Annotated in this window: 19 protein-coding genes and 21 tRNA genes; 29 read left to right on the forward strand and 11 right to left on the reverse strand. The window is 46.0% G+C overall.

Annotated features, from left to right (window positions below):
• Nucleotides 1–376 precede the first annotated feature (376 nt).
• On the reverse strand, nucleotides 377–3,028 hold the full coding sequence (locus KJB05_RS14105; RefSeq protein WP_208444577.1) for a beta-N-acetylhexosaminidase: 2,652 nt from the start codon (nucleotides 3,026–3,028) through the stop codon (nucleotides 377–379).
• A gap of 458 nt (nucleotides 3,029–3,486) precedes the next feature.
• Here KJB05_RS14105 and KJB05_RS14110 point away from each other — a divergent pair, with 458 nt between their 5' ends.
• Nucleotides 3,487–4,359, forward strand: a complete 873-nt coding sequence (locus KJB05_RS14110; protein WP_208444576.1) for a TraB/GumN family protein — start codon at nucleotides 3,487–3,489, stop codon at nucleotides 4,357–4,359.
• 380 nt (nucleotides 4,360–4,739) lie between these two features.
• On the opposite strand, the gene KJB05_RS14115 is transcribed toward KJB05_RS14110, so the two are convergent.
• Nucleotides 4,740–4,816: transfer RNA gene (locus tag KJB05_RS14115), tRNA-Pro, on the reverse strand.
• Between the two features lie 260 nt (nucleotides 4,817–5,076).
• Between KJB05_RS14115 and KJB05_RS14120 the strand changes: the two genes are divergently transcribed.
• The 3 genes from KJB05_RS14120 to rluF all read left to right on the forward strand — a co-directional run bounded on the left by KJB05_RS14120 (nucleotide 5,077) and on the right by rluF (nucleotide 7,191).
• Nucleotides 5,077–5,217, forward strand: coding sequence for a DUF3149 domain-containing protein (locus KJB05_RS14120; protein ID WP_020198127.1), 141 nt, complete (start codon nucleotides 5,077–5,079; stop codon nucleotides 5,215–5,217).
• Nucleotides 5,218–5,350: 133 nt separating this feature from the next.
• Complete coding sequence (smrA, locus tag KJB05_RS14125) at nucleotides 5,351–5,932, forward strand: DNA endonuclease SmrA (RefSeq protein ID WP_038896409.1); 582 nt, start codon at nucleotides 5,351–5,353, stop codon at nucleotides 5,930–5,932.
• Between the two features lie 104 nt (nucleotides 5,933–6,036).
• Complete coding sequence (rluF, locus tag KJB05_RS14130; protein ID WP_009705662.1) at nucleotides 6,037–7,191, forward strand: 23S rRNA pseudouridine(2604) synthase RluF; 1,155 nt, start codon at nucleotides 6,037–6,039, stop codon at nucleotides 7,189–7,191.
• A gap of 64 nt (nucleotides 7,192–7,255) precedes the next feature.
• Here rluF and ybaK read toward each other — a convergent pair whose 3' ends face one another.
• The 8 genes from ybaK to hemA all read right to left on the reverse strand — a co-directional run bounded on the left by ybaK (nucleotide 7,256) and on the right by hemA (nucleotide 15,210).
• Nucleotides 7,256–7,729 carry a Cys-tRNA(Pro) deacylase gene (gene ybaK / locus KJB05_RS14135; protein WP_020198125.1) on the reverse strand — a complete coding sequence of 158 codons (474 nt, stop codon included), beginning with the start codon at nucleotides 7,727–7,729 and terminating at the stop codon, nucleotides 7,256–7,258.
• A gap of 91 nt (nucleotides 7,730–7,820) precedes the next feature.
• Nucleotides 7,821–9,482 carry a bifunctional UDP-sugar hydrolase/5'-nucleotidase UshA gene (ushA, locus tag KJB05_RS14140; RefSeq protein ID WP_208444575.1) on the reverse strand — a complete coding sequence of 554 codons (1,662 nt, stop codon included), beginning with the start codon at nucleotides 9,480–9,482 and terminating at the stop codon, nucleotides 7,821–7,823.
• 349 nt (nucleotides 9,483–9,831) lie between these two features.
• Nucleotides 9,832–10,683 carry a 3-deoxy-8-phosphooctulonate synthase gene (kdsA, locus tag KJB05_RS14145; protein ID WP_005438608.1) on the reverse strand — a complete coding sequence of 284 codons (852 nt, stop codon included), beginning with the start codon at nucleotides 10,681–10,683 and terminating at the stop codon, nucleotides 9,832–9,834.
• A gap of 52 nt (nucleotides 10,684–10,735) precedes the next feature.
• Nucleotides 10,736–11,545, reverse strand: coding sequence for a SirB1 family protein (locus KJB05_RS14150; protein ID WP_020198208.1), 810 nt, complete (start codon nucleotides 11,543–11,545; stop codon nucleotides 10,736–10,738).
• A 5-nt stretch (nucleotides 11,546–11,550) separates the two neighbouring features.
• Nucleotides 11,551–11,934 carry a SirB2 family protein gene (locus tag KJB05_RS14155; protein WP_005438606.1) on the reverse strand — a complete coding sequence of 128 codons (384 nt, stop codon included), beginning with the start codon at nucleotides 11,932–11,934 and terminating at the stop codon, nucleotides 11,551–11,553.
• 40 nt (nucleotides 11,935–11,974) lie between these two features.
• A complete protein-coding gene (prmC, locus tag KJB05_RS14160; protein WP_020198207.1) occupies nucleotides 11,975–12,832 on the reverse strand; it encodes a peptide chain release factor N(5)-glutamine methyltransferase in 858 nt (285 codons plus the stop codon).
• A 3-nt stretch (nucleotides 12,833–12,835) separates the two neighbouring features.
• On the reverse strand, nucleotides 12,836–13,924 hold the full coding sequence (gene prfA, locus KJB05_RS14165) for a peptide chain release factor 1 (protein ID WP_005438604.1): 1,089 nt from the start codon (nucleotides 13,922–13,924) through the stop codon (nucleotides 12,836–12,838).
• 29 nt (nucleotides 13,925–13,953) lie between these two features.
• Nucleotides 13,954–15,210 carry a glutamyl-tRNA reductase gene (hemA, locus tag KJB05_RS14170; RefSeq protein WP_054824743.1) on the reverse strand — a complete coding sequence of 419 codons (1,257 nt, stop codon included), beginning with the start codon at nucleotides 15,208–15,210 and terminating at the stop codon, nucleotides 13,954–13,956.
• Between the two features lie 134 nt (nucleotides 15,211–15,344).
• Between hemA and lolB the strand changes: the two genes are divergently transcribed.
• The 25 genes from lolB (at nucleotide 15,345) to KJB05_RS14295 (ending at nucleotide 22,427) form a co-directional block, all read left to right on the forward strand.
• Nucleotides 15,345–15,983, forward strand: a complete 639-nt coding sequence (gene lolB, locus KJB05_RS14175; protein ID WP_080773098.1) for a lipoprotein insertase outer membrane protein LolB — start codon at nucleotides 15,345–15,347, stop codon at nucleotides 15,981–15,983.
• Nucleotides 15,980–16,852, forward strand: a complete 873-nt coding sequence (gene ispE / locus KJB05_RS14180) for a 4-(cytidine 5'-diphospho)-2-C-methyl-D-erythritol kinase (RefSeq protein WP_208444574.1) — start codon at nucleotides 15,980–15,982, stop codon at nucleotides 16,850–16,852. Before lolB ends, ispE begins: the two co-directional genes overlap by 4 nt.
• A 28-nt stretch (nucleotides 16,853–16,880) precedes the next feature.
• Nucleotides 16,881–17,825: a ribose-phosphate pyrophosphokinase gene (locus KJB05_RS14185; RefSeq protein WP_010446481.1), complete on the forward strand. Its 945-nt coding sequence runs from the start codon at nucleotides 16,881–16,883 to the stop codon at nucleotides 17,823–17,825.
• Between the two features lie 151 nt (nucleotides 17,826–17,976).
• Nucleotides 17,977–18,567 carry an aminoacyl-tRNA hydrolase gene (gene pth, locus KJB05_RS14190; RefSeq protein ID WP_005438598.1) on the forward strand — a complete coding sequence of 197 codons (591 nt, stop codon included), beginning with the start codon at nucleotides 17,977–17,979 and terminating at the stop codon, nucleotides 18,565–18,567.
• A 10-nt stretch (nucleotides 18,568–18,577) separates the two neighbouring features.
• Nucleotides 18,578–19,669 (forward strand): redox-regulated ATPase YchF, encoded by a 1,092-nt coding sequence (gene ychF, locus KJB05_RS14195; protein WP_009705656.1) that lies wholly within the window; start codon nucleotides 18,578–18,580, stop codon nucleotides 19,667–19,669.
• A 284-nt stretch (nucleotides 19,670–19,953) separates the two neighbouring features.
• Nucleotides 19,954–20,030 (forward strand) — tRNA-Met (locus KJB05_RS14200).
• 39 nt (nucleotides 20,031–20,069) lie between these two features.
• A tRNA-Leu gene (locus KJB05_RS14205) sits at nucleotides 20,070–20,154 on the forward strand.
• A 31-nt stretch (nucleotides 20,155–20,185) separates the two neighbouring features.
• A tRNA-Gln gene (locus KJB05_RS14210) sits at nucleotides 20,186–20,260 on the forward strand.
• 80 nt (nucleotides 20,261–20,340) lie between these two features.
• Nucleotides 20,341–20,417: transfer RNA gene (locus KJB05_RS14215), tRNA-Met, on the forward strand.
• Nucleotides 20,418–20,491: 74 nt separating this feature from the next.
• Nucleotides 20,492–20,576: transfer RNA gene (locus KJB05_RS14220), tRNA-Leu, on the forward strand.
• Nucleotides 20,577–20,603: 27 nt separating this feature from the next.
• Nucleotides 20,604–20,688, forward strand: a tRNA-Leu gene (locus KJB05_RS14225).
• 16 nt (nucleotides 20,689–20,704) lie between these two features.
• Nucleotides 20,705–20,779, forward strand: a tRNA-Gln gene (locus tag KJB05_RS14230).
• A 33-nt stretch (nucleotides 20,780–20,812) separates the two neighbouring features.
• Nucleotides 20,813–20,897: transfer RNA gene (locus KJB05_RS14235), tRNA-Leu, on the forward strand.
• Between the two features lie 30 nt (nucleotides 20,898–20,927).
• Nucleotides 20,928–21,002, forward strand: a tRNA-Gln gene (locus tag KJB05_RS14240).
• A 64-nt stretch (nucleotides 21,003–21,066) separates the two neighbouring features.
• A tRNA-Leu gene (locus KJB05_RS14245) sits at nucleotides 21,067–21,151 on the forward strand.
• Nucleotides 21,152–21,192: 41 nt separating this feature from the next.
• A tRNA-Met gene (locus KJB05_RS14250) sits at nucleotides 21,193–21,269 on the forward strand.
• A gap of 51 nt (nucleotides 21,270–21,320) precedes the next feature.
• Nucleotides 21,321–21,405, forward strand: a tRNA-Leu gene (locus KJB05_RS14255).
• Nucleotides 21,406–21,444: 39 nt separating this feature from the next.
• Nucleotides 21,445–21,519: transfer RNA gene (locus KJB05_RS14260), tRNA-Gln, on the forward strand.
• Between the two features lie 65 nt (nucleotides 21,520–21,584).
• Nucleotides 21,585–21,669 (forward strand) — tRNA-Leu (locus KJB05_RS14265).
• Between the two features lie 22 nt (nucleotides 21,670–21,691).
• A tRNA-Met gene (locus KJB05_RS14270) sits at nucleotides 21,692–21,768 on the forward strand.
• A gap of 53 nt (nucleotides 21,769–21,821) precedes the next feature.
• Nucleotides 21,822–21,906, forward strand: a tRNA-Leu gene (locus KJB05_RS14275).
• A 47-nt stretch (nucleotides 21,907–21,953) separates the two neighbouring features.
• Nucleotides 21,954–22,028: transfer RNA gene (locus KJB05_RS14280), tRNA-Gln, on the forward strand.
• A gap of 54 nt (nucleotides 22,029–22,082) precedes the next feature.
• Nucleotides 22,083–22,167: transfer RNA gene (locus KJB05_RS14285), tRNA-Leu, on the forward strand.
• Between the two features lie 46 nt (nucleotides 22,168–22,213).
• Nucleotides 22,214–22,288: transfer RNA gene (locus KJB05_RS14290), tRNA-Gln, on the forward strand.
• A 54-nt stretch (nucleotides 22,289–22,342) separates the two neighbouring features.
• Nucleotides 22,343–22,427: transfer RNA gene (locus tag KJB05_RS14295), tRNA-Leu, on the forward strand.
• A 154-nt stretch (nucleotides 22,428–22,581) separates the two neighbouring features.
• Here the strand turns inward: KJB05_RS14295 and KJB05_RS14300 are convergent.
• Nucleotides 22,582–23,757 (reverse strand): 2-octaprenyl-3-methyl-6-methoxy-1,4-benzoquinol hydroxylase, encoded by a 1,176-nt coding sequence (locus KJB05_RS14300; protein ID WP_208446410.1) that lies wholly within the window; start codon nucleotides 23,755–23,757, stop codon nucleotides 22,582–22,584.
• Between the last annotated feature and the right edge of the window lie 23 nt (nucleotides 23,758–23,780).

Genomic DNA, 23,780 nt, shown 5'->3' on the forward strand with positions numbered 1-23,780 from the left:
GATGTGCCTCCCTGGCGACAGCAATACTGCGCAATTTAATTCGCATTGAAAAATAAATCATTTAAAACAGTGATCCAATTCAAATCGACATTTCCGAAATCCAAAAAAGTTTATTAAATACAGCATCTTGCTATAAAACCTAAAAATTCGTCAAAAAAATAAAGTGTGAAGTCAGGCTAGTTACACTCTCAAATCAAGCACTAAACAAGCATCAAGATCACACTATTCTTTTCTTTCTAAATTACGAACTTAATTATCAGTAAAAAATAATCAGACATTGATCACGCTTATTTTCCGTAGAAAAATAAACAAAGCCCCCAACATAAGTTGAGGGCTTTGAGTAAGGAACAATGATTTTAGTGAATGATTAGCAGAATTACTTCACGCTAGTCACGCGGCTTGTCTTCTCGCCTGTTGCAGATACAGAGCGAATAAACACTTCACCTTTCACATTTGGACGAGCATTGTCTGCGTAAGTTAGCCAGTTCTTGCCGTCTAGAGAGTATTGAAGCTTCACACCTGGGAACTGAACGTTCATTGCTAGCTTGCCATCTTCTACTTTCGCACCTGGTACAGGTAGGCGGTAGTCGATACCTGATTTCTCTAGCTTAGCCAGTTCACGTTGGCCAAGTACGTTCGCAAAGCGGTTGTAGTCTTGGTTTAGCGCAGCTTTGTCTACTAGGTTAGAGTTTTGCGAGTATTCAACCCCCACTTTGTAGTCGTTTTCCCAATCAGCACGGTGCCATGCACGCTCAGCGGCTGCTAGTACGCGAGGGAATACCATGTACTCGTATTGCTCGTCGTTACGTACTGTCTCAGACCAAAGCTGTGCTGATAGACCGTAGAAAGGTTTCGCTTCGATTTCACCTTTACCAGTGAAGCCGTTACCATCGCGGTCTACAGAGGTTTCTGCGTTCTGAGGCATGTTCTCTGGTGCAAAACCAAACATCTTACGAGTATCTGTTGCACGTGTTGCCCAGTAGTAACCACGCTCTTTCGGGTCAACTTCGTATGGCATGTCCATGTACACGTAGTCTGGGTTAGAAACGATCACGTCGTAACCTTTCTTAGACCACTCGTACACTGATGATGTGCCACCCCAGTAAAGAACGTCCCAGAAGTTAACGCGTGTGTTTTCTGTTGCGAATGCTTTCTCACCTTCACTGTATTTAAGACCATCTTGCCAAGCTTGGAAGTTTGGAATGCCCTTCTCTGCCACAATCTTAGACACTTCTTCTGCAAAGTGGCTTGGTAGATGAGCAAAGTCGCTTACCGTACCGTCTGCAATTAGCGTCTGACATTGTGGAGATTGTGCGAATGGCTTGTCTTGTTTAGACAGGTCAATCGTACCCTTCCAGCTTACTTTGTCTTCAGCGTTCACATCTTGGAAACCAGCACCTAGCTTGATGTTCTTCGCTTCGTCACCACCAAAGTGCCATGTAGTTAGCGGCGTGCCCGCTTCTTGGTGCATTGCTGCTACTTCTGAAATCACTTTATCAACAAAGCGAGTTGAAGATTCCATACATGGGTTGATGAAGCTTTGCTTGTTGTAGAACTGAACCGTCGTTACGTTCGATGTATCTTGAGGATCCATCAGGCGGTACTCGTTCGCTTCTGCTTCTTTACCTTCTTCCATTAGACGGTCGTAACGTGCTTCCATTGATACCACTGCTGCACGAGCGTGTGCTGGCATATCAATTTCAGGAATCACTTCGATGTTACGCGCTTTCGCGTACTTCAAGATGTCCACGTAGTCTGCTTTGCTGAAGAAGCCAGAACCAAAGTTGTCTGTCGTTGCACCTGAGCCAAGCTGAGGCAGTAAACAGCTTTTCTCTTCCAAATCGAAACAACGGTTAGCACCCACTTCAGTCAGCTCAGGCAGACCCGGGATTTCTAAACGCCAGCCTTCATCATCCGTTAGATGAAGGTGTAGTTTGTTCATCTTGTACGCTGCCATTTGGTCAAGCGTTGCAAGAATTGCGTCTTTAGAGTGGAAGTTACGAGCCACGTCCACCATCACACCACGGTAATCAAAACGCGGCGCATCTTTAATAGACAGTTGTGGTAGAGAATCAGCATTTTGGCTATCTACCAGGCCAAAGATAGATTGTACTGCGTAGAAAGCACCTGCTTGGTCAAACGCTTTAATCGCAATACCGTCGCCTTTGATGCTCATTTCGTAAGCACCAGATTTTGCTAATTCACCGGTGAAGTCTGCAGGAACAACAGTGATGCTTACAGGAAGATCACCACGAACATCCACACCTACCACTTCTGCACGATCTTGAATTGCTGCGTATTGAGTCGCATCGAATGCGTCTTTAGGCAGCGCAATACCCGCCGCGATATCTACCGTACCTTTACCTGCTTCAACAGACACTGGCGTTGGTAGTAACGTGGTTGATACGTCTTGTTTTGCTAGGTCTTCGTTCTTCTCGAAACGAGACACAGCGTTTGCAAATACGTTGTTGTCATCTGGCGTACGTTTTAGGTTGTTACCCTCAAGGCCAGTCACGAAAGATGCAACGTCTTCTGTGTTAAGAGAAGCGATCATCTTAGGCTCTGCATTTGGTGCAGCAACAAACGCGCCTGGCATGAAGTCAGTTTCAAATAGCTGCCAGTATTCAGCAACAAGAGGAAGTACAACCTCTTCACCCGCAGCAAAGCCATCAAACTTATCTGTCGGTTCTAGTTTGTGTAGGTCACCCGTTACGCGAGAGATTTTGAACTGTTCGTTTTCAACATCCAGAATCAGACGAATGCTGTGGAAGTAAATAGCCCAATCTTTAGAGTCAACCGCTTCACCTTGGTTAACTAGCGTCATGTTTACTTTGTTACAAGACGCCCACTCAGCACCCATGTCTTGACATGCAAGACCTTCATTTGCGCCGTGGTTAGTCAACACTTCATATTGAATATCAAGGTTGTCAGCCAATGAGTTTACAACTTGTTGCTCAGAGTTCTGTAGTGAAGAGCAACCTGCCAATGTAGCGATAACAGAAGCAGCAATCAGACTATGTTTCAACATCTTACTTTCCCCAAAAAGTCAGTGGTTCAAAACGACATTTATCAAAAATGGTGAGCACCTAAATGCGAGGCGCTTAACAGTTGCATTCAACATACAAGCAGTTATTTCTAAGCGTAAAATTAATGGAACTAAGAAGTGATCCAGCTCAAATTCAGCTTCAAGCAGAAAAATATAAAAATATTAATTTCAATTACTTAGTTAAAACGTTAAAAACGACCAACTTTTTTTGACGAGTTTGTTGCGATCTTAATCACGAATATTGATGGGGTTCGACTGGTTTTATAGGATTTTGATCACTATTGGTTATTAAGTGAACCATTAACAACAAACTCAATTGAAACGCTTTCGTGAATTAGCTCTCATTTCTCCGCCGTTAAAACTCGTCAATATTTTTAAAAATGACGATTTTGCCGAACCGTGTTATAGATAAGATGCATATTGAATTCGAGGAGCAAAATATGTTTCGACTCTTGTCCGTAATGTCATCTCTGATCGTCTTTTTTACTTCTTATTCCGTTCAAGCCGAGCCACAGCATTGGCTAGCAAAGAAAGGCGACATGGAATACATGATTATTGGCTCCGTCCATGTGGGTGACAAAACCATGTACCCACTGCCAAAAGCCGTCACTCAGTTCCTCAAAACCAGTGATGGCTTAATCATCGAAGCCGACGTTCGAAATACCGAAGGCGTGACGTACCCAAAAACCGACTTTCTGGCCAAAGATGTTTTAGATAGAACCCAGCGCAAACACCTCGCTGAGATAGCCAATGACTTAGGCCTACAAGAAGCACAGTTACTCAATGCGCCGCCATGGTCTGCGGCTTTAACCATTCAGCTAATGTTAGTGAACAAGCTGGGTTATGCATCCGACCAAGGCGTCGATATGCACTTGATTAATATGGCAGATAAACAGCAAGTGCCGGTGCTGCCTTTGGAAAGTGTGCAATTTCAGTTGGATTTAATCGCAGGACAAAAAGATGGTGGTAAAGAGTTGCTGCTTTCTTCGATTGAAGAATACGATGGTGGTGAAAAACTGGTGCAATGCTTAATCGACAGTTGGAAGAGCGGAGACGGCAGCACATTAGAAGAAGCATCGATGAGTGAACAATCGAGCGATGAGTTCAACGAAGCTTTCTTGTATGACCGCAACCGAGATTGGGCTGAGAAATTAGATTCTGGCAGCGTGTTACCGAAGAAGTCAGGCCAATACACAATTGTTGTCGGCAGCTTGCACTTGGTCGGTAAAGACAACCTGATTGAACTGCTCGAAAAACGCGGCTTTACGATTGAACCACTTGGCAATACACGCAAGGCAGACTGCGATATCTAATCAATAGCTTTTTAGATTCGGGATTCGGGAATGCGCCTTTGAATTCAGCGCTTTTTATTCGTCATCCTCAAGAGAGAGGAACGAGCGAGTTGGGGATCTCTTCCGTTTTCATTTACAAATGGACGAAAGCTGATTTGCTTTAAAGCATCCTGTCTCTCGTATCTCGAAGGACGGAGTCCGTTCCCGAAGCGAAGCGTTCTCGATTCGAAAGCCTCAAATGCAAAAAAGCCGTAGCATTTCTGCTACGGCTTTCTTTAATACGGTCGATGAAGAGCCATATTCTAACTTCAGGCGAACCCCATTTGGTTCGCTACTATCAAAGCCAAATTTGCGACCGCTGAAACGACGAAAGCCTGCTCATTGAGCAGGCTTTCTGAAGGTGGTCGGTGAAGAGGGATTCGAACCCCCGACCCTCTGGTCCCAAACCAGATGCGCTACCAAGCTGCGCTATTCACCGAGATGTTTAACTGAGGACTTATCCCCGTCAACGGATGCGTATATTACGGATTCTTTAGAGAGACGCAAGCGCTTTTTACAAAAAAAACTAATGTCTTAATTCGATTGACGATTTACTGAACACTAGCACGTGAAATGTGACTAAGAACCCACAATAAAATACAGATTATTAACCTTGGCAACATAATTGATCCAGATCAGTGTGCAAAAAAACACCACCTATTAACGTTGTCCATGTCGGGAACATCTTGGAGGAAACATATGGACTTTTGGCTTGAACTCCTATTTGGTAATGCGGTGGGACTATCGTCAATGATAGTAATCTTTGGGACAATTGGACTGATGTTGTTTTTCAGCGGTTTCTTCATTTACAAGATTATGAACGACAAATCTCCTCACTAGATCTCGCTTAGCTCTAGAAACGCTTTGCACCGGAGTTGGTAACCTGCCTGCTCCGGTTTTTTATTTGATCCCAGTACACCACTCGTTGATATAATCTAACTATTCCTACCTTGTTCTTTATGAGATTGCCGTTATGTCTCAAGACAACGATTTTGATCTGTTCCAACAGATGATGGGCGATGTAAAGCCTATCGACCAAGACACTGCCGAGCATAAAAAAGTGCACCAAGTGACGGATGCTCAGTTGGCGAAGCGCGAAGCTGCAATTTGGCTTACGGAAGATGATCCAGAATACTTATCGATTGACCATGCAGAAATGCTCAAACCCGATGACTTCATCGAGTTCAAACGCGATGGTGTACAGGATGGCGTATACCGCAAGCTGCGCCTTGGTAAGTACCCGATCCAAGCTCGACTTGATCTGCACCGTAAAACGCTAAAAGAAGCGCGCGACGAAGTTGTTAAATTCCTCAAACAATGTATTGAGATGGACATCCGAACGGTCGTCATCGTGCATGGCCGTGGCGAACGCTCAAATCCACCAGCATTAATGAAGAGTTTTGTCGCGAGTTGGTTGCAACAGATCCGAGAAGTGCAATGTGTTCACAGTGCTCAACGATTCCACGGTGGCAGTGGTGCTGTGTACGTTCTATTAAGAAAGAGTGCTGAAAAGAAAATGGAGACCCGTGAACGTCATCAAAAACGTTTAGGCTAACCGGATTCTCGGTGCTAGAATGCCCGACCTTATCTCGCCTTGCTGCTTTTAATTAGCAGCAGGCACTTCAATTAACCGCCGTTGTGAAACGTTAGGAGACTTACATGTCACAAGACAACGCAAAACGCTTAAACAAATACATCAGCGAAACAGGCTTCTGCTCGCGTCGTGAAGCAGACCGCCTTATCGAGCAAGGCCGTGTCACTATTAATGGTCAACAACCAGAGATGGGCACAAAAGTACTGCCAGGCGATGATGTTTGTGTTGATGGCAACCCTGTTGCAGCGAAAGAAAAACCAATTTATATCGCGTTGAACAAACCAACTGGTATCACTTGTACTACTGAGCGTGATATTCCGGGCAACATCGTTGATTTCATCGGCCACAAAAAGCGTATCTTCCCTATCGGTCGTCTGGATAAACCTTCCGATGGTTTGATCTTCCTTACTAACGATGGCGACATCGTTAACAAGATTCTGCGTGCTGGTAACAACCACGAGAAAGAATACGTAGTACGTGTTGATAAGCCAATCACCGGTGAATTCCTTAAGCAGATGTCGAGCGGTGTGAAGATCCTTGATACGGTTACTCTGCCTTGTAAAGTAGAGAAAGAGACCAAATTCTCTTTCCGTATCGTACTGACTCAAGGTCTGAACCGTCAGATCCGTCGTATGTGTGAAGCGCTAGGCTATGAAGTATTCAAACTGCGTCGCGTACGTATTATGAACATCTCACTTGATGGCATTCCTAACGGTAAGTGGCGTTATCTGAATGACGACGAAGTGGCAGAGATCCTAGCAATGTGTGAAGGCTCTGTGGGCACAGAAGAAGCATCAAAAACAGATTCTAAAGGCCGCAACATTCGTAAAGCGACCGACGCGAAGCTGTACGATAGCCGTGAAGAGAACCAAGGTTCAACGGCGCGCCGCAACCAGAAAACACGAACTTTCCGTGGTAACAATGCTGATGAATTCCGTCATGCACCGAATTCGAAGAAAGGCCAACAGCGTCGTCAGCGTGATGATGAAGGCGGACGTCCAGCAAAAGAACATTACAAAGCGAAACCACAAGGTGAACGCAGCAGACCGCAAGGCGAGCATGGTAAATCGCAGCGTAAGCCAGATGCATCGAGCAATACGCACTCAGCAAACAAACCTCAATCACCGAGTAAGCCTAAGCAGCATTACATGAACCCAAATGCCGCGAAGCCAAGCAAACCAGCTAAACGCACTGGTGGTACATTGAGTCTGAAGAAGTAACGCTTCACTGACTGACAAAATCAAAAAAGGACGCTAATGAGCGTCCTTTTTATTTATTATGTATTTACAAACAAAGAGGGGCAAACTGACCGCGAGTTAAGCTCAGCAAATCTTTCGGGGCTAACTCGATTTCTAAGCCACGTTTACCTGCACTCACACAGATTGTGTTTTGCTCTGTTGCGCTTTCGTGCAAAAAAGTCGGTAGTGCTTTCTTCTGCCCCAGTGGGCTAATCCCACCAACAACGTACCCTGTCGTCTTTTGCGCGATTTCGGGATCGGCCATATCAGCCTTTTTGCCCTTCGCTGCTTTCGCTGCCAGTTTTAGGTTCAGCTTTTGATCAACAGGGATAATCGCAACCGCAAGGTTCTTTGGCTCGCCGTTCAAACAGAACAACAAGGTTTTGAATACTTTCTTTGGATCTTGTCCCAATACCTCAGCCGCTTCTAACCCATAGCTGTCTGCTCTTGGATCGTGCTCGTATTGGTGAATGGTGTGTGTAACTTTTTTCTTTTTCGCAAGATTAATGGCCGGAGTCATCAAGATTCTCCTTGTAAAACAAAAAACGCTGCACCTAGTGAGGAGCAGCGCTTTAAGTTAATGGTATCAGAGACTTTGAGTCAATCGCTTTTTACTTGTAAACGATGTCACCAGAAGGCGCATACTCATTTACATCAATTGGGCTGTGTGATTCTAAGAACTCTTTCAGTACCTCAGCATCCGTAAAGCCCGTGTTGACGTAACCCGGATGAGTATTCACTTTCGGGTAACCATCACCACCTGACGCGTTGTAGCTTGGTACGGTAAAGCGATATTGACCATCTAGGCGAAGCTGTTTTTCACCGATGAAAACATTCGATACTTTGCCATTTTCAACCGTCATGGTAATACCTGCAAACTGAGCGTAAGCACCTGAGTCAACTGGCTTTGTCGCCACGACGTTTAAGTAATCGAGCACTTCTTTACCCAACATATCGACGTAAGACACCATGTTGCCAAATGGCTGAACCGTCAGCACGTCTTTGTAAGTGATGTCGCCTGCTTCAATCGAATCACGTACACCGCCTGAGTTCATCACAGCAAAATCCGCTTTAGCGCGCTCCATGTGAGCTGTTGCAATCAAACGACCAAGGTTAGTTTGTTGGAAACGAACGACGTTGCGGTCACCTTCCAGCTTTCCGTTAGATTCGGCAATTTTCACATTCAACTGACCCTGACCTTTTTCTTGGTAAGGGCGAAGGAAATCCAACATTGCTGGGTCTTGTGCAATTTCATCTTGAACCAATACACGTTGAGACTCGCCATTCACTTTGATTTTCTTCTTCAAGTTAACCGGAATCAGATCGTAGCTCACCATCGACAGTTCGCCGTTGCGGAACTCATAATCAGCACGACCAACGTACTTACCCCACTCGTACGCTTGCACGATGTAAGTACCGTTTTGTTCATCTGGCTTACATTCGTCACCCGGCTTAAAGTTCTTCTTAATGACGTTAGGGCCTTCCATACAAACTGGCTCTTGTGAGTGACCACCCACAATCATGTCCAAATCACCTTCATTTAGGTAGCGAGCCAACGCCACGTCACCGGGAGCATTCACACCACGGTTGCCGTTTTCATAGTGACCCATGTGTGTCACTGCGAAGATAAGGTCCGGCTTTTCAGTTTGCTTTAGTTCAGCAATCAGCTTTTTCGCTTCTTCTTTCGGGTCGCGGAAATCAACCTCGCCGATGTACTCTGGGTTACCCAGTTTTGCCGTGTCTTCTGTCGTAAGGCCAATCACCGCAATCTTGATGCCTTGCTTGTTGAACATGGCATAAGGTTGGAACAATCGCTCGCCAGTTTCTTTGTCGTAAATGTTGGCAGACAGCATCGGGAAATTTGCCCACTCTTGCTGTTTGAACAGTACTTCCAGTGGGTTATCGAATTCGTGGTTACCCAGCGCCATCGCGTCGTAACCAATCTTACTCATGCCTTTAAAGTCAGGCTCAGCATCTTGTAAGTCAGACTCAGGAACACCAGTGTTGATATCACCACCTGATAGTAGAAGCACGCTACCGCCTTCGGCTTGAATCTCTGCACGCAGTTCATCAATCAGCGTCTTACGTGCCGCCATGCCGTACTCACCGTACTTGTTTTGCCAAAAACGACCGTGGTGGTCATTGGTGTGCAGTACGGTCAGTTTGTAAGTTGTGTCTTCATTCCATTCGTGTGCTGGTTGCGTGGCACATCCGGCAAGAGTTGCCAAGATAGCTGCGCTCAAAGCGGTTTTTACAATCAGGCTTTGCTTCATTGTTTTACCTTTTTATCGTCTGGGGTCCACTGCATTACACGCTCAGCAAACAAGAAACAGGGTTCTCATTGTGCTAAAACGCGCAAACTTGGCGCTAGTGTAAATCACTAAGGTATTGATTTCATGTTTCTGCGACGCACTTTACTCATTGCGAACCAGTTCGCCGCAAATCTAAGCAAATTATAGACATAATCAAGGTGGTGTAAGGGAGGAGCGAGAAGCGAGAAGCGAGAAGCGAGAAGCGAGAAGCGAGAAGCGAGAAGAGGATCGTGAGGCAGAATCAATGTGTCGATACAAAAATGGCCAGCACACAGGCTGACCATTTCATTTAAACATTCACAACAACCGATTATTTGATATCGATGTCTGCAAAGCTCTTGATTAGATCGTCTAGCGATTTCATTTGCGCTAGGAACGGCTCTAGTTTGTCTAGCGGTAGCGCAGATGGGCCATCACAACGTGCTTGATCTGGGTTCGGGTGCGCTTCAATAAATAGACCTGCAATACCTGTTGCTAGACCTGCTTTCGCCAGTTCAACCGTTTGCTCACGACGACCGCCAGATGCCGCGCCCGATGGGTCACGCATTTGTAGTGAGTGCGTTACGTCAAAGATGATTGGGCTGCCTTTCGATGCGTTTTTCATCACACCAAAACCAAGCATATCAACCACTAGGTTGTCGTAACCGTGGCAAGAACCACGCTCACAAAGGATGATGTTTTCGTTACCACACTCTGCAAACTTCTCAACGATGTTACCCACTTGACCAGGGCTCATGAACTGAGGTTTCTTAACGTTGATCACCGCACCTGTTTTTGCCATTGCTTCAACAAGATCAGTTTGACGAGCTAGGAATGCAGGAAGCTGGATAACGTCAACCACGTCAGCCACTGGTTGAGCTTGTGCTTCAGTGTGAACATCAGTGATGATCTTCACGCCGAACGTGTCTTTCAGTTCTTGGAAGATTTTCATGCCTTCTTCTAGACCTGGGCCACGGTATGAGTGAACAGAACTGCGGTTCGCTTTGTCGAACGACGCCTTAAACACGTATGGGATACCAAGCTTGTCCGTTACTTTTACGTAGTGCTCACAGATCTGCATAGCAAGATCACGAGACTCAAGAACGTTCATACCTGCAAATAGGGTGAATGGCTTGTCGTTAGCAACTTGAATGTCGCCAATATTAACGATTTTCTGTTCCATTTTGATTCTCTTTTATCTGTCTTCGACATGCCGTTTGAGCATGCCGATAAAATTAGTGAAGCGTAACGTGCTTTTCGCTCATAGCGTTAACTTGTGATTTTAGTAGCTCTGATGCCGGATCGTCTGGGCATTGGTCAATAAAGTACTGAAAATCAGACACCGCTACCTGATGGCAATCCAACTGCTGGAAGATAAAACCACGGTCACGAATTTCGTATGGATCATCAGGTACAAACGTCAACGCAAGATTGGTACAGCGCAGCGCCAATGTGTAACGCTCTTCACGTAACATGGCACTCTTAATCAACGCCAACCAACGGCCAATTACAGTCGGGTTGTCCGCTTCTTCAAAGTGTTCTGGCTTTAATGTTGCCAGCGGGCCCTCTTGACCAATCAACCAAGCTTGAAGGATTTTCTCACCAACATACTCACCGTTAAACGGGTTAATATAGTCTGGTGTTTTGTGCATCCAATCCACTTTGATCAAAAACTGAGTCGGGAATGTTACCCCTTTCATCGGGAAGCCAAGACGGTTGCCCAAGTAAAGTAAGATGGCACCAAGACTGACCGGAATACCTTTTTTACGCTCCAACACTTTATCGATAAAGCTGTTGTCAGAGATAAAGTACTCTTGCTCGTCGCCTTTAAAGCCCCACTCATAAAAGAATAAGCGTAGAAACGATTCGAAACGTTGTTCTTCATCCGTCTCGTGAACCAAGGTAGCTTCCGCTTCTTTATAAAGACGTTCTAGTTCCAGTTTTGCCCAATGGACATTAGTGTCTGGATTGATGGAGTGGTTTAGCTCTAATGCGCCTTCCACCAACGCCATGTTGTCAAAATCTTCGTCAAAAAACTCAAGCATGAAGATTACCCAAATAGGTTTGGATTTTTAGATACTGCAATATTGGCGGCCATGACTAACCAGCCTAGAGCGCCAAAGAAGGCAAAAATTCTCAGCAGCTTGTTTTTCGCCATTTTCAGAGCGAAGAAACCAAGAGCGATGTACGCAAGCACACAAGTGATCTTGTTGGTTAGCCAAGGTGCAGCATCCGTAAATGGAATAAAGCCGGTCACCATAATTAGGCCAATGCCTGACAGCAATAGCGCCGTATCAACAATATGTGGGATAACTTTCAAGAAGCGATTGTTGCGCTTTGGAGAATCCATCATCAACAATACAAATCGGATCGATAGTAGCGTCGCGCTCAATGCGATCGTTACTAAGTGAATGTGTTTTAGAGCTACGTACATTTTCTTTCTCTTTTATAAGTTACTGCTGACTTGCTCGTTATTATTGCGGTTTGTAACAACCGAGCGTCACTCGATCGTTATCACCATAGTCTTTTTCCGTAACGACTTGTTCAAAACCAAAGTGCGTCATGATCTCACGAACGGCTTCGCCCTGATCATAACCATGTTCGAAAGCGAGCCACCCACCCTCTTGCAAATATTGACGCGCAAGATCAGAGATATGACGAATATCGGCTAGACCATTCTCATCGGCAACCAACGCCGATTTTGGTTCGAAACGCACATCTCCTTGAGAGAGGTGTGGGTCTTTTTCGTCGATGTACGGTGGGTTGGAGACAATTAAAGCAAACTTTGTTCCGCTGGCAATAGGTTCGAACCAACTACCTTGATCAAACGTCACATTTTTGATGTTTAATTGCGACGCATTGTGCTCTGCCAGCTCTTTCGCCTCTTGCTTAAGATCGATACCCATCACTTGGCGATTAGGCATCTCGGACGCCAGTGCTAAAGCTATCGCGCCAGTTCCTGTGCCAAGGTCTAAGATCGGTCCCGTTTGTCCGAAAGTCTTATCTAATGCGACTTCAACCAAACGTTCAGTATCTGGTCTTGGGATCAATGTGGATGGCGAGACTTTAAGAGGTAAAGACCAAAACTCACGTTCACCGATGATGTAAGCCACGGGCTCACCAGCGATGCGTCGTGCCAATAGTGCATCAAACTGAGCTTGTTGCTCGGTTTCTAATGCTCTTTCTGGCCAGGTCAGTAGGTAGGTTCTTGGTTTGCCAAGGACATGGCAAAGAAGGACAGCTGCATCGAGAGAAGGCGACTCTTTGCCGCCTTCTGTCAGAATTGCCGTCGCACTTTTCAGTGCTTGCTCAATAGATTGAACTTGGCTCATCGATTAGCCGTTCTCAGCTAGCGCCGCTAGTTGGTCTGCTTGGTGCTCTTGAACCACTGGATCGATCAGGCTTTGTAGATCACCTTCCATCACTTCGTTCAAACGGTAGATGGTTAGGTTGATACGGTGATCAGAAACACGACCTTGTGGGTAGTTGTAAGTACGGATGCGGTCACTACGGTCACCAGAACCTAGTAGGTTACGACGTGTGTCAGACACTTCTGCCGCACGACGCTCTTGCTCCGCTTGAACGATACGAGCAGCAAGTACTGCCATCGCTTTCGCTTTGTTCTTGTGTTGTGAACGCTCGTCCTGACACTCTACGACTGTACCAGTTGGTAAGTGAGTAATACGGATTGCAGAATCCGTGGTGTTAACGTGCTGACCACCCGCGCCAGATGCACGGAAAGTATCGATTTTCAGGTCTGCAGCTTTGATTTCTGGCAGATCCGCTTCAGGGATTTCCGCCATAACCGCTACGGTACACGCAGAAGTATGAACACGACCTTGAGATTCTGTAGCAGGAACACGTTGTACACGGTGACCGCCTGACTCAAACTTCAATACGCCGTATGCACCGTCGCCGCTCACTTTCGCGATCATCTCTTTGTAACCGCCGTGTTCTGCTTCGTTAGAAGACATCACTTCGATGCGCCAACCACGCTTCTCTGCGTATTTGCTGTACATGCGGAACAAGTCACCCGCGAAGATGCCTGCTTCATCACCGCCTGCACCAGCACGGATTTCAAGGAAACAGTTACGATCATCGTTTGGATCTTTTGGAAGAAGAAGAATTTGTAGCTCATCAGTCAGACGCTCGATCGCATCTTTTGCTTCTTTGATTTCTTCCTGCGCCATTTCACGCATTTCTTCGTCGTCTTCGTTAGCCATATCTTCAGCAGCGATGAGATCATCTTGCGCTTGTTGATACGCTTGGAAGCAATTAGTAACTTCTTCTAGCTGAGAGTACTCTTTTGATAGAGCGCGGAATTTATCCTGATTTCCAATTACATCAGGATCACCAAGAAGATGTTGAACTTCTTCGTAACGTTCTACTAGCGTTTCTAGCTTAGTCAGAATAGAGGCTTTCATAGTGTCGTTTTCTTAATAAAAAGCGTGAGTTACAGATCATCCAAACCAAGGGTCTGGCGGATAACCGTTAATTTTGCTGGTTCGCCCTGCTCGGCCGCACTTTGCAGCGCACGAGTTGGAGCGTGAATCAGTTTGTTGGTGAGTTTATTACTAAGCTCGCGCAGCACTTTCTCTGGGTCTGCGCCCGTTGCCAATGATTGTAGGCTCTTACTTAGCAAATCTTCACGAATTTCGTTGGCCGATTTACGATAATCACGAATACTGTCCACCGCTTGGAGTGAACGTAGCCACGTCATAAATGCCGCGCTTTCTTCGCTAACGATCGCTTCTGCTTGAATCGCTTCTACTTTACGTTGTTCAATGTTGCTATCGATGATCGACTGCAAGTCATCCACCGAATACAAGTAAGCATCATTCAATTCACTGACCTGTGCTTCCACATCACGTGGTACCGCAATATCCACCAAGAGCATCGGCTGGTGACGACGTTTCTTCAACGCAGTCTCAACCATCCCCTTACCAATAATAGGCAGTGGGCTCGCCGTTGAGCTGATCACGATGTCTGCTCTTGATAAATGGTCCGGAATTTCATTCAAGCTGATCACTTCTGCCCCAAATTGCTCCGCTAACACAAGAGCACGCTCTCGAGTACGGTTTGCAACAATCATCTTAGTACAGCCGTTCGACGCCAAGTGCTTCGCCACCAATTCGATGGTTTCACCTGCGCCAACCAACAATACTGTTGAGTCAGACAGTGATTCAAAGATGTGTTTCGCCAGTGTACATGCAGCATAAGCTACCGACACGGCGTTACCACCAATATCAGTTTCTGTTCGAACACGTTTTGCGACTGAGAAAGTCTTTTGGAACAACTTATCAATCGACGCATCCACCGCCTGATGATCTCGGGAATCAGAAAACGCTTGTTTTACCTGACCCAAAATCTGAGGCTCACCTAGTACCAGTGAATCAAGGCCGCAAGAAACACGCATCAAGTGCTTAATCGCCGCTTGCTCTTCATGGACATAAAGGCTGGGCATCAAGTCTTCTTGATTAACTTGATGGAACTGGGCTAGCCAGTCGATAAGCTTATTTCGCGCTCCTTGCTTTACGTCGCAGTACACTTCGGTACGGTTACAGGTAGAAACAATCACACTGCCATTTACGGCTTCATGGTCTCTGAGTTGCTCAAGTGCTAGGCCCAATTTATCGGGTCCGAACGCCACTTTCTCTCGCAAGTCAACAGACGCTGTATTGTGATTGATTCCAATAGCAAGCAAGGACATCTAACGTGGTATCTCTGAGATCGGTTATAAAATAGGTTCAGAATTTTACTGTAAGCACGCATTTATTGAAAGGGTAAGCCGGATTTGTTTTCCTTCGCTCGGCTTTTCAATGCTATAGTTGTGAGCGATTACCGATGAAACTGATTAATAAGCCATCAAACATGACCTTACGCTCCTTTCTCATCTTGCTCTTATCGAGCCTAGTACTCGCGGGTTGTAGTTCTGTTCCTGAAAGTGTCACCAGCGTAGAGTGGCAAGCGCACGAACAGCGACTGGAAACCATTGATAACTTTCAAGCTACAGGCAAACTTGGCTACATTGGCCCTGATCAAAGACAAAGCCTGAACTTTTTCTGGAAGCATTCTTCCGCCTTAAGTCAATTGCGCTTAACCACTCTGCTTGGTCAAACCGCATTAAAGCTCACGATTACCCCACAAGGCGCGACGGTCGAAACGTACGATGATCAAGTCCTCTCTGCTCGTGATGCTAACCAACTCATTTTCCGTTTGACCGGTTTGATGATGCCAGTCGACCACATGCCAGACTGGCTACTCGGCTTGCCAACCGATGCAGACTCTTTCCAGCTTTCACCAACCAATACATTACAAGCGCTTGATAAACAGATCGGCCCGAATGATTGGAACATCGCGTATCAACGCTATGGTGACATTGAATGGCATCAACAGACATTGCCTCTACCAAACAAGTTAAAGCTGAGCACAGCAGACGTAAAAATTAATTTAGTGATCACAAAATGGAACATCACCCAATGATCGATATTTCAACCCGCTGGCCATCTCCTGCGAAATTGAATCTCTTTCTTTACATCAATGGCCGCACTGAAAACGGCTACCACGAGCTACAAACACTATTCCAATTCGTCGATCACGGCGATGAACTCACCATTCAAGCGAATGACTCTGGTGAGATCACCATTTCACCTGAGATTGAAGGTGTTCCTCTAAAAGACAACTTGATCTGGAAAGCTGCCACGGCGTTGCAACGCTACGCAAATTGCTCATACGGTGCCCATATTGATCTTCATAAGATCTTACCGATGGGCGGTGGCATTGGTGGCGGTTCTTCAAATGCGGCAACAGCGCTGGTTGCACTGAACTACCTATGGCAAACCCACTTAAGTGATGATGAATTAGCCGAAATCGGCCTTGCGCTTGGTGCGGATGTACCCGTTTTTGTTCGCGGCTTTGCGGCGTTTGCGGAAGGTGTTGGCGAGAAACTTTCTCCGGCTCATCCAGATGAGAAATGGTATTTGGTTGTTCGCCCAAATGTTTCCATTGCAACCGCCGACATATTCGGTCATCCAGATCTGACCCGAAATACGCCAAAACGCGATTTAGAAGCGCTTTTAAACACGCCAAGCGTAAACGATTGCGAAAAAATTGTACGAATGCTCTACCCAGAGGTTGATAAGCAACTTTCATGGCTGCTACAATACGCGCCGTCAAGATTGACGGGGACAGGATCTTGCGTTTTTGCTGAATTTTCGAGCAAGACCGAAGCGGAAACTATCCTTGCACAACTCTCTGATAAAGTCTCGGCATTTGTCGCTCAAGGGCGCAATGTTTCGCCACTGAAAGAGACTTTGGCTGAATACCAATCAGCCTCACACCGACCTATTTAAAACTGGACGCAAACCCGAGGTTTCCACCGTGCCTGATATGAAGCTATTTGCTGGTAACGCAACACCTGAACTAGCCCAACGTATTGCTGATCGTCTTTACATCTCTCTAGGTGATGCATCTGTTTCTCGCTTTTCTGATGGCGAAGTTGCAGTTCAAATCAACGAGAATGTTCGTGGTAGCGATGTTTTTATCATTCAATCCACTTGTGCACCGACTAACGACAACCTAATGGAACTGGTTGTTATGATTGATGCAATGCGCCGTGCTTCAGCAGGCCGTATCACTGCAGTTATTCCTTACTTCGGCTACGCTCGCCAAGATCGTCGTGTACGTTCTTCTCGTGTGCCAATTACTGCAAAAGTTGTTGCTGATTTCCTATCTAACGTTGGTGTTGACCGCGTTCTGACTATCGACCTACACGCAGAGCAAATCCAAGGCTTCTTCGATGTACCAGTTGATAACATCTTCGGTACGCCAGTACTTCTAGAAGACATGCAATCTCGTGGTCTAGAAAACCCAGTAGTGGTTTCTCCTGACCTAGGTGGCGTTGTTCGTGCTCGTGCAACAGCAAAAGCGCTAGGCGATATCGACATCGCTATCGTTGATAAGCGTCGTCCACGTGCAAACGTTTCTGAAGTAATGAACCTAATCGGTGACGTTGAAGGTCGTGACTGTGTGATCGTTGATGACATGATCGATACAGGTGGCACACTATGTAAAGCAGCTGAAGCGCTAAAAGAGCGCGGTGCTAAGCGTGTATTCGCTTACGCAACTCACGCTGTTTTCTCTGGTAACGCTGCAGACAACATCAAGAACTCAGTTCTTGACCAAGTTATCGTAACTGACTCTATCTCTCTATCTAAAGAGATGGCTGCAACTGGCAAAGTGACCACACTAAGCCTATCTCGCATGCTAGCTGAAGCGATTCGTCGTATCAGCAACGAAGAGTCAATCTCTGCAATGTTCAACTAATACGAACATTTCAGTTAGACTGATTTTAAAAGCACCCCTCTTTGGGGTGTTTTTTTATTTGTATCGATAGGCAGAAAATCCCTTGGTCGCCCACTGTGAGAATTCTGTGCTATCATACTGCGCTTTTTGAGATTCCAGAGAGATCCTAACCTTGACTCAACCAATCAAACTTCTTGTTGGTCTTGCTAATCCGGGACCAGAATACGCCAAAACTCGCCACAATGCGGGCGCTTGGGTTGTAGAAGAATTAGCTCGCGTTCACAACGTTACCCTGAAGAACGAACCAAAGTTCTTTGGCCTAACAGGACGCATTATGGTCAATGGCCAGGATCTCCGTTTGCTAATCCCAACCACCTTCATGAACCTATCTGGCAAGGCGATCGCAGCACTCGCGAAGTTTTACCAAATTAAGCCAGAAGAGATCATGGTTGCTCATGACGAGCTAGACTTACCGCCAGGTGTCGCTAAGTTTAAGAAAGGTGGCGGTCACGGTGGCCATAATGGTCTGCGCGACACGATTAGCAAACTGGGCAATAACAAAGATTTTTATCGTCTTCGTATCGGCATCGGCCATCCGGGACACAAAGATAAAGTGGCAGGTTTTGTACTAGGCAAAGCTCCAGCAAAAGAGCAAGAGCTACTAGACGCCGCAGCTGACGAATCAGTGCGCTGTCTAGATATCCTAATTAAGGATGGTCTATCAAAAGCACAAAATCGCCTCCACACGTTCAAAGCTGAATAAGGTTACTATCATGGGTTTTAAATGTGGCATCGTTGGTCTTCCTAACGTTGGTAAATCAACTCTGTTTAACGCACTAACTAAAGCGGGTATTGAAGCAGCAAACTTCCCGTTCTGTACCATTGAACCAAACACTGGTGTGGTTCCTGTGCCAGATCTACGTCTAGATGCTCTAGCAAAGATCGTTAACCCACAGAAAGTTCTGCCTACTACAATGGAATTCGTAGACATCGCTGGTCTAGTTGCAGGTGCATCTCGCGGTGAAGGTCTAGGTAACAAATTCCTAGCGAACATCCGTGAAACTGACGCAATCGGCCACGTTGTACGTTGTTTCGAAAACGACAACATCGTTCACGTTGCAGGTAAAGTATCTCCAATCGAAGATATTGAAGTTATCAACCTTGAGCTAGCAATGGCTGACCTTGATTCTTGTGAGCGCGCGATTCAGCGTAACGCTAAGAAAGCAAAAGGCGGCGATAAAGACGCAAAATTCGAACTGACGGTTCTAGAAAAACTGCTTCCTATCCTAACGGAAGGTGGCATGGCGCGTACTGTTGAGCTTACGAAAGAAGAACTAGCAGCAATTGGCTACCTAAACTTCCTGACGCTAAAACCAACTATGTACATCGCTAACGTGAACGAAGATGGTTTTGAAGACAACGCTTACCTAGACGCAGTACGTGAGTTTGCAGCAAAAGAAAACAACGTTGTTGTTCCTGTATGTGCAGCGATCGAATCAGAGATGGCTGAACTAGAAGACGACGAGCGTGAAGAGTTCCTAGCTGACCTTGGTATCGAAGAACCAGGTCTAAACCGTGTTATCCGCGCGGGTTACGAACTGCTAAACCTACAAACTTACTTCACAGCTGGCGTGAAAGAAGTTCGAGCATGGACAATCCCTGTTGGTGCAACTGCGCCAAAAGCAGCAGCGAAGATCCACACTGACTTTGAAAAAGGCTTCATCCGTGCAGAAGTTGTTGGTTACGACGATTTCATCCAATGCAACGGTGAAAGCGGTGCGAAAGATGCAGGTAAATGGCGTCTAGAAGGTAAAGAATACATCGTTAAAGATGGTGATGTTGTACACTTCCGCTTCAACGTATAATTAAGTGAATGAATTTTAAACACTTCATTTACATAAAAAGCCAGCCATAGTGCTGGCTTTTTTTATACCTTTCATAAACAACAGAAAATAAACTCCCTCGCTCCAAGCCAATTTATTTCCAGTTTTAGATCATAAACGCGCCTCTTTGTTTAAAAAGGAAGCGAACGATGGATTTTGCGGGATTTATTGAAAAAAACTGTTGACGGATCTCACTCAACTTCGCATAATGCGCGCCGTTCCCGACAACAAGGCAACTTAGCGACGAGAACGAAAAACATGGTATTGGCTACGTAGCTCAGCTGGTTAGAGCACATCACTCATAATGATGGGGTCACAGGTTCGAATCCCGTCGTAGCCACCATTCCTAAACATTCTTTTATTAGAATAGTTAGGAATAGATGCGGTCGTGGCGGAATTGGTAGACGCACCAGATTTAGGTTCTGGCGCCGCAAGGTGTGAGAGTTCAAGTCTCTCCGACCGCACCATGTTTTAAGTAGTAGAAATACTACTGCCTGCAGGTCTATCGCCAAGCGGTAAGGCAGCGGCTTTTGATGCCGCCATTCCCTGGTTCGAATCCAGGTAGACCTGCCATTATTCCAAAGTGAGATTCCTTTAAGAAAAAGGGTTGTCACTTAGAGCGTGAAGGTTTATATTGTCTCGCTCAAAAAGATGGCTACGTAGCTCAGCTGGTTAGAGCACATCACTCATAATGATGGGGTCACAGGTTCGAATCCCGTCGTAGCCACCATTCTTTCTTTAATGAAAGAAAAAATTCAACGATTAGTTTTTACCAATTAACTAATGGTTAATAGATTTCAAGATGCGGTCGTGGCGGAATTGGTAGACGCACCAGATTTAGGTTCTGGCGCCGCAAGGTGTGAGAGTTCAAGTCTCTCCGACCGCACCATCTTGAATCGAAATTAAATAAATATATGCGGTCGTGGCGGAATTGGTAGACGCACCAGATTTAGGTTCTGGCGCCGCAAGGTGTGAGAGTTCAAGTCTCTCCGACCGCACCATATATTTATTGCCTGCAGGTCTATCGCCAAGCGGTAAGGCAGCGGCTTTTGATGCCGCCATTCCCTGGTTCGAATCCAGGTAGACCTGCCACTATTTTAATTATTGAGTTTACTCAGTAGTTATGCGGTCGTGGCGGAATTGGTAGACGCACCAGATTTAGGTTCTGGCGCCGCAAGGTGTGAGAGTTCAAGTCTCTCCGACCGCACCATGATTAAAGTCTCTTTTATTAGAGCAATGTAGGGCTATCGCCAAGCGGTAAGGCAGCGGCTTTTGATGCCGCCATTCCCTGGTTCGAATCCAGGTAGCCCTGCCATATTTTCCCTTTAAAGGGACGTTATTGAGGTTTTACCAATTCTCTCGATAACAACAATTAAGACGCGGTCGTGGCGGAATTGGTAGACGCACCAGATTTAGGTTCTGGCGCCGCAAGGTGTGAGAGTTCAAGTCTCTCCGACCGCACCATCTTAATTAAAAGAATACATATGTTGTTAAAACATATTGTTGGCTACGTAGCTCAGCTGGTTAGAGCACATCACTCATAATGATGGGGTCACAGGTTCGAATCCCGTCGTAGCCACCATTTATTTTATTGTCTAGGTTTTACCAATTTCCTAGATGATTTAGAAAAGTCGCGGTCGTGGCGGAATTGGTAGACGCACCAGATTTAGGTTCTGGCGCCGCAAGGTGTGAGAGTTCAAGTCTCTCCGACCGCACCATACTTTTCTAATTTGATATGTCTTTTGACTATCGCCCGTAGGTCTATCGCCAAGCGGTAAGGCAGCGGCTTTTGATGCCGCCATTCCCTGGTTCGAATCCAGGTAGACCTGCCATTATTCTCCCTTTAAAGGGACGTTATTGAGGTTTTACCAATTCTCTCGATAACAACAATTAAGATGCGGTCGTGGCGGAATTGGTAGACGCACCAGATTTAGGTTCTGGCGCCGCAAGGTGTGAGAGTTCAAGTCTCTCCGACCGCACCATCTTAATTAAAAACATATTGTTGGCTACGTAGCTCAGCTGGTTAGAGCACATCACTCATAATGATGGGGTCACAGGTTCGAATCCCGTCGTAGCCACCATTTATTTAGATAAATAGTTTATACTTAAGACTATTGATCAGAAGCGTTAAAGCGCGGTCGTGGCGGAATTGGTAGACGCACCAGATTTAGGTTCTGGCGCCGCAAGGTGTGAGAGTTCAAGTCTCTCCGACCGCACCATAACTTTCCTTAAATGGAAAGCACTTAGCTGAAAGACTAAGACCTGTAGGGCTATCGCCAAGCGGTAAGGCAGCGGCTTTTGATGCCGCCATTCCCTGGTTCGAATCCAGGTAGCCCTGCCATTACAAAACGTTGTTAAGGTTATACCAATTACCTTAGTGACTAAAAAATACGATGCGGTCGTGGCGGAATTGGTAGACGCACCAGATTTAGGTTCTGGCGCCGCAAGGTGTGAGAGTTCAAGTCTCTCCGACCGCACCATACTTTCCTTAAGTGGAAAGCACTTAGTTGAAAGACTAAGACCTGTAGGGCTATCGCCAAGCGGTAAGGCAGCGGCTTTTGATGCCGCCATTCCCTGGTTCGAATCCAGGTAGCCCTGCCATTACAAAACGTTGTTAAGGTTATACCAATTACCTTGGTGACTAAAAAATACGATGCGGTCGTGGCGGAATTGGTAGACGCACCAGATTTAGGTTCTGGCGCCGCAAGGTGTGAGAGTTCAAGTCTCTCCGACCGCACCATGATTGAAAAACCCAGCATTAATTTGCTGGGTTTTTTCTTTTTTCCGATTCTGGACTCGGTAGATCACTGATTTATCGAATTAAAAAAGCGAGCTCATGGCTCGCTTTTTTTCTATCTATTGCTTTTCTACCTGACGCTTAACGGTATCCAGACTTACATACCCAATGCGTACTTCAATACTTGTGCTTTGATCGGCCCTGAATTTTCCGCCAACTTTAATGCCGCATTGCGAGCGAACTTCAATGGACCCAAATCATTACTAAAGCCTTTGTAGAACACATCCATGCCAGTTTGCATTAGCAAGTTATCTGGTCGACGCGAGCGCTCATACTTGGCGAGTAATGAATCATTAAGTTGCTCTTGCTGATCCGTCACTGAAAGCAGGACATCAACATCCTTGAAGCCAAGATTCACGCCTTGCCCAGCAAGTGGGTTAATTGTATGAGCAGAATCGCCAACTAACACGCAATGCTTGTTTGAATAACTTTGAGCATGACGGCGAGTCAGTGGGAATGAACCAAACTGTAAAACATCGATATCACCCAATTCAGCAGGGAAATGACGTAGGATCTCTTCTTTTAGCTGAGGTTTGGTCATCGCACACAATTGCTTAATGCGTTTTGGCGAGTCATACCACACCAGCGAGCCCTGCCCTACTTCTTTGCCATCTTCAGTTAATGAGCATAGTGGCAAGAACGAGCGTGGTCCTGACGGAGTGAATTGCTGCCAAGTGATGTCTTGTTGAGGAAATTCAGTTTTTACGTTGATCAGCATGCAGTGTTGACGGTAATCCCATGCGGTTACGCCAATACCCGCCAATTGACGAACTTTTGAGTTCGCGCCATCGGCACCAATCACCCAGCTAGCTTCAAACTGCTCGCCACTTTCTAGCGTTACACGGTTTACCTCAGCAAATTCGATGTCTTTCAATCGCTCTGGGCACATCACCGTTAGGTTGTCGTATTGTGCGAAAGTTTGCCAAAGGCCTAGTTGGATTAGGCGGTTTTCAACAATGTATCCTAACTGCTCCAATGACAGTTCATCAGAGTGAAAACGAGTACGGCACTCTGGGTGTTCCCACGTTTCCAAACGGCGATAAGGACATACTCGCATACTCTCAATTGCTGACCATGCACCTAATGAATCAAGTAACTTCACTGACTGATGAGAAATCGCAGAAACGCGAATATCCAACGCTTGAGAAGCCTCAAACGCCTTTGGCTCTGCACCTTCTACCACTACAACGCTTCTACCTTGCTTGGCAAAGCCAACAGCCACCGCTGCCCCGACCATGCCGCCACCGATTACGGCGATGTCATACTTGTTCATTTTTTGCTCTTCATCATATTGAT

Origin of the sequence: Vibrio sp. B1ASS3 (genome assembly GCF_905175355.1) — a bacterium.
GTDB lineage: Bacteria > Pseudomonadota > Gammaproteobacteria > Enterobacterales > Vibrionaceae > Vibrio > Vibrio owensii.

Bases quoted from the DNA above. Each gene is read 5' to 3' on its own strand.
- KJB05_RS14150 (WP_020198208.1), bottom strand. From the start codon at position 11,545: ATGCTTGAGTTTTTTGACGAAGATTTTGACAACATGGCGTTGGTGGAA.
- KJB05_RS14105 (WP_208444577.1), bottom strand. From the start codon at position 3,028: ATGTTGAAACATAGTCTGATTGCTGCTTCTGTTATCGCTACATTGGCA.
- ushA (WP_208444575.1), bottom strand. From the start codon at position 9,482: ATGAAGCAAAGCCTGATTGTAAAAACCGCTTTGAGCGCAGCTATCTTG.
- KJB05_RS14155 (WP_005438606.1), bottom strand. From the start codon at position 11,934: ATGTACGTAGCTCTAAAACACATTCACTTAGTAACGATCGCATTGAGC.
- rluF (WP_009705662.1), top strand. From the start codon at position 6,037: ATGTCACAAGACAACGCAAAACGCTTAAACAAATACATCAGCGAAACA.
- KJB05_RS14120 (WP_020198127.1), top strand. From the start codon at position 5,077: ATGGACTTTTGGCTTGAACTCCTATTTGGTAATGCGGTGGGACTATCG.
- kdsA (WP_005438608.1), bottom strand. From the start codon at position 10,683: ATGGAACAGAAAATCGTTAATATTGGCGACATTCAAGTTGCTAACGAC.
- lolB (WP_080773098.1), top strand. From the start codon at position 15,345: ATGAAACTGATTAATAAGCCATCAAACATGACCTTACGCTCCTTTCTC.
- smrA (WP_038896409.1), top strand. From the start codon at position 5,351: ATGTCTCAAGACAACGATTTTGATCTGTTCCAACAGATGATGGGCGAT.
- KJB05_RS14300 (WP_208446410.1), bottom strand. From the start codon at position 23,757: ATGAACAAGTATGACATCGCCGTAATCGGTGGCGGCATGGTCGGGGCA.
- prfA (WP_005438604.1), bottom strand. From the start codon at position 13,924: ATGAAAGCCTCTATTCTGACTAAGCTAGAAACGCTAGTAGAACGTTAC.
- ychF (WP_009705656.1), top strand. From the start codon at position 18,578: ATGGGTTTTAAATGTGGCATCGTTGGTCTTCCTAACGTTGGTAAATCA.
- hemA (WP_054824743.1), bottom strand. From the start codon at position 15,210: ATGTCCTTGCTTGCTATTGGAATCAATCACAATACAGCGTCTGTTGAC.
- ispE (WP_208444574.1), top strand. From the start codon at position 15,980: ATGATCGATATTTCAACCCGCTGGCCATCTCCTGCGAAATTGAATCTC.
- ybaK (WP_020198125.1), bottom strand. From the start codon at position 7,729: ATGACTCCGGCCATTAATCTTGCGAAAAAGAAAAAAGTTACACACACC.
- KJB05_RS14110 (WP_208444576.1), top strand. From the start codon at position 3,487: ATGTTTCGACTCTTGTCCGTAATGTCATCTCTGATCGTCTTTTTTACT.
- prmC (WP_020198207.1), bottom strand. From the start codon at position 12,832: ATGAGCCAAGTTCAATCTATTGAGCAAGCACTGAAAAGTGCGACGGCA.